4 protein-coding genes are annotated in these 3,641 nt (G+C 62.9%); 1 reads left to right on the plus strand and 3 read right to left on the minus strand.

Annotation, left to right across the window (positions count from 1 at the left end):
• Window positions 1-252: 252 nt before the first annotated feature.
• Window positions 253-945 (minus strand): sugar transferase, encoded by a 693-nt coding sequence (locus DBR10_RS10095; RefSeq protein ID WP_108506307.1) that lies wholly within the window; start codon window positions 943-945, stop codon window positions 253-255.
• Window positions 946-1,380: 435 nt separating this feature from the next.
• Here DBR10_RS10095 and DBR10_RS10100 point away from each other — a divergent pair, with 435 nt between their 5' ends.
• Complete coding sequence (locus DBR10_RS10100; RefSeq protein WP_146184228.1) at window positions 1,381-1,599, plus strand: hypothetical protein; 219 nt, start codon at window positions 1,381-1,383, stop codon at window positions 1,597-1,599.
• Between the two features lie 232 nt (window positions 1,600-1,831).
• On the opposite strand, the gene DBR10_RS10105 is transcribed toward DBR10_RS10100, so the two are convergent.
• Complete coding sequence (locus DBR10_RS10105; protein ID WP_233243360.1) at window positions 1,832-2,410, minus strand: polysaccharide biosynthesis/export family protein; 579 nt, start codon at window positions 2,408-2,410, stop codon at window positions 1,832-1,834.
• A 246-nt stretch (window positions 2,411-2,656) separates the two neighbouring features.
• On the minus strand, window positions 2,657-3,466 hold the full coding sequence (locus DBR10_RS10110) for a metallophosphoesterase family protein (RefSeq protein ID WP_108490589.1): 810 nt from the start codon (window positions 3,464-3,466) through the stop codon (window positions 2,657-2,659).
• Window positions 3,467-3,641: the final 175 nt, after the last annotated feature.

Raw genomic sequence — 3,641 nt, forward strand, 5'->3', positions numbered from 1 at the left:
GTCAGCGGCATCGCGCCCCATGCGGCCGACAGCCATGCGGCCCTGCTGTATGACACGGCCACGGGCGGGCTCTTTTATGACGCCACGGGTGGCGACCCGGGGGACAAGGTCCAGATCGCGACCCTGTCAAACAAGGCCAGCATCAGCCTGACTGATTTCTGGCTGATCTAGGCCTTCAGGCCGGAGAACACCCGGCGGAACCGGAACACCAGGGAGGGGGCGGGTTCCTGAGGAGCCCGCCCCGGCCTTGCGTCAGTACGACCCTTCGCGGAGCAGAACCGCCGGCAGGGTCTTCAGAAGGATGTAGCAGTAGAGCGAGAAGGACTTGCGCTTGGCGTACAGCACGTCGAGTGCGACCCGGCGGCGGTACGAGACATTGTTGCGACCGCTGACCTGCCAGAGGCCGGTCACGCCCGGCAGAACCGAGCAATAGCGCGGGAAGGCGCGTCCATAACGGACCACTTCGGAGTCCACGATCGGGCGCGGACCAACCAGGCTCATCTCGCCCCGGAGCACGTTCAGCAGCTGGGGCAGTTCATCCAGGCTGGACTTGCGCAGGAAAGCGCCCAGCGGCGTGATGCGCGGATCGTTGCGCAGCTTGTGATCGGCGGCCCATTCGCGGCGGGCATCTTCATCGCGGGCCAGCAGGGCCGCAAGGCGCTCGTTGGAGTCGGTCACCATGCTGCGGAACTTCAGGCAACGGAACTTCTTGCCATGCCGGCCGATGCGCACGTGCCCGAACATCACCGGGCCACCGTCCTGCAGCTTGATCGCGATGGCGACCATCAGCATCAGCGGAGCCAGGAAAACCAGCGCGATGGACGCGATGACCAGATCGACAATCGTGGAAAGCTCGATCTTCATCGTCTTGGATGGAACCTGTTTGTCCGTGCCCATCGCCGACATGATTTTACCGGCATCAATGGGTGTTTCAATCCCGTACATGACTGAACCCCTCCAAGCTCTGTTTCAACCGAGTCACACCTAGCAAGCCCTGTGCCGCCCGAACTGGAACTGCACCCCCCGGCTTGTCAGACGCTCCATCGCACAACGCCCAAACTTACAGTACGCGCCAGGCCGAACGAGGTTCTTTGCACTCCCTCGCACAAAGCTTCGTCCGAGCCAAGCACCCCCAACCCCGACAGCATCGTCGCCGGAGCAGGGCTGTGTTTGAGAGCCCCGCATACGACAATAGAAACGTTCAATCATGGTGAAGGCGGAGCTTCCCAGCGATCAAACAACGGCGCGAACTAAGCTCGCCGAAAAACCAAATATTACCGTCAATAAACCATGCCCGGTAGAACTTTGAACAGCCTTTTAATTTACATTCGAGGGCAAGAAGGAGACTCGCTTATGGCTCAGCCGAAATTTAAGGCGGACATGATCACTCCGCGCGCGAACGAAACGTTCATTCGCGCGGCGGCCATTGCCGATTCCCCCCATGCCAGCCCTGCCCGCATGCTGCAGGACAGCCTCGAAACGGCCTTCAATGGCGACACGGCCCGATGGTCGGCCCGGCGTTCGGCAGCCTTTATCGTCAGCTTCAATCTCGTTGCCTGGGCGATGATCGGCACCGGGATCATGCGTTTGCTGGGCTAGATCTGACACGACGACACACCCGTTCGCGGGCCAGACGACGATCCCAGGGGCCCTTCGGCCCCTGTTTTCGTTTGGAATGACCCGCAGCGACAATCCCGTTTGTGCCAGAATGGCACTGGCGATTGACAGTGGCATGACGCCCGCCCCCGGCAGCCCGGCCCTCCATCCGCGCACGAAAAGGGCGGAGATGCTGCCATCTCCGCCCCCTGGTCGTTCGGCCGGTTTGTGGTGCCTAGAAAAGGCGTTCCTTGATCCGGATCGTGTCACCCGGAGCGACCGGCAGCGAGCTGTTCAGGGGATATTCCTTGTCCGAGGCTTCCTCGCCGTGGCGGACGATGACCTTTCGCGTATTGGCGCGATAGGTGAACCCGTTAGCCATCGCGACGGCGTTCATCACGGTCAGGCCGTTGGCGTACGGATATTCACCCGGCTTGTTGACCTCACCGAGGATGTAGAACGGACGATAGGTCGAGACCTCGACGCTGACGCGCGGATCCTTCAGGTAACCGCCGCGCAGCGCGTTCGAGATACTGGCCTGCAGCTCGCTGGGGGTCAGGCCCATGGCCTTGATCTCGCCGATCAGCGGCAGGGCGATGGTCCCGGCACCTGAAACCTCGAAGTCTCCGGACAGGGATTCTTCGCCGTAGGTGATCAGGCGGATCTTGTCGCCGGCTCCGAGGCGATAGCTCCCCGTTACGGCCGCCGGCGTTTGCGCCTGGGCGATCGACGGGGCCATGGTCATGACGGGAGCCGCGATCATGGCGGCCAGACCAAGACCCAGCGTCACGATGGGTTTCATCGACAAGAACATTCAAGTCCCCCTGTTTCATTCGTGAACGGCGCAGTCATCTTCAGGCGACCAGGACGCAGACACGATCATTTAAAGGCGCAAGGCCGTTTCATGACCTATAATGCATAATATCAGCTGGGAGCTGAACGGAAGCTGAATTCGACAGGATTCAATGAGTGCTTTCTGCCGGCTTCTGAAAATCAGCACCCGTTCACAGCTTTGCGCCATGCCGGGCAGCCCGGTCCAGGCCGCCTCGTGACCCGGCGATCAGAGCTCGCCCGCACCGTCCGGGCCGTCTGCCGCCGGCCCGCCGACCGACACCTGCATCAACTCCCGCTGCGACCCCTGCAGGCGCAGGGCGGTCAGGACACCGGTCGCGAACGCGCCCGTATCGACACCGATCTTGTTGCTGTCCAGGTCGACCGCGCTGATCGGCGTATGGCCGTGGACCACCACACTGTCGTCAAGCCAGGGCTTGCGCAGGAAGTCGTCCCGGATCCAGAGCAGGTCGGCTTCCGTCTGCTCCTCGATCGGACGACCAGGTCGCAGACCGGCGTGAACGAAGATGTAGTCGCCGAACACCAGCAGGGTCTTCAGGCTGCGGAGAAACGCCAGGTGAGCGGCGGGCAGGGCCTCGGCCAGCTGGTTGCGGATCTCGGTGAGGTCAGACGGCTGCGGGCTCCGTGGCGCACCCACCCCATAGGAGGCCAGGGCTTCGATCCCGCCGTGGGAGAGCCAGGGCGCGCCGCCGACCGGGTCGGAGAGAAAATTCAGCAGGGCCTGTTCGTGATTGCCCTTCAGGGCCCGGAGCGTCAGCCCCGTCGATGTTTCGAAATTCAGAATGGAGTCGATGACGCCGGCTGACGACGGCCCGCGATCAATATAGTCGCCGAGCAACACTACGAGACCGCGCTGGCGCGGAACGCAGCGCGCATGGTCGTTGCGGATCTTCTCGACCAGCATATCGAACAGATCGAGGCGACCATGGATGTCGCCAACGGCATAGACCACCCAGCCCGCCGGGATCGCCGCGACCTTGGTCGTCTTGGGCCGCCGGAGCAGGTCGAGCAGCGCCATGTTGAAAGTCCTCCGGTGCGCATGGGCCGGCCAGAATCGTCAAGCCACCGGGCGTGTCCGACCTTGCATACCCATTTGCGGTCAAGACGCGCCGCCGACTGGGGCGGCGGGTCAGGCACCGGCGGACAGGGTGAACCCGCCCGCCGGTCCTACCGACTAGTTGCTGGTGTAGTAG

This window comes from Caulobacter sp. HMWF025 (assembly GCF_003060965.1).
Taxonomy (GTDB): Bacteria; Pseudomonadota; Alphaproteobacteria; order Caulobacterales; family Caulobacteraceae; genus Caulobacter.

What these genes read in the sequence shown, in the direction of transcription:
- DBR10_RS10105 (WP_233243360.1), bottom strand. Translation starts at nt 2,410, where the DNA reads ATGTTCTTGTCGATGAAACCCATCGTGACGCTGGGTCTTGGTCTGGCC.
- DBR10_RS10095 (WP_108506307.1), bottom strand. Translation starts at nt 945, where the DNA reads ATGTACGGGATTGAAACACCCATTGATGCCGGTAAAATCATGTCGGCG.
- DBR10_RS10110 (WP_108490589.1), bottom strand. Translation starts at nt 3,466, where the DNA reads ATGGCGCTGCTCGACCTGCTCCGGCGGCCCAAGACGACCAAGGTCGCG.
- DBR10_RS10100 (WP_146184228.1), top strand. Translation starts at nt 1,381, where the DNA reads ATGATCACTCCGCGCGCGAACGAAACGTTCATTCGCGCGGCGGCCATT.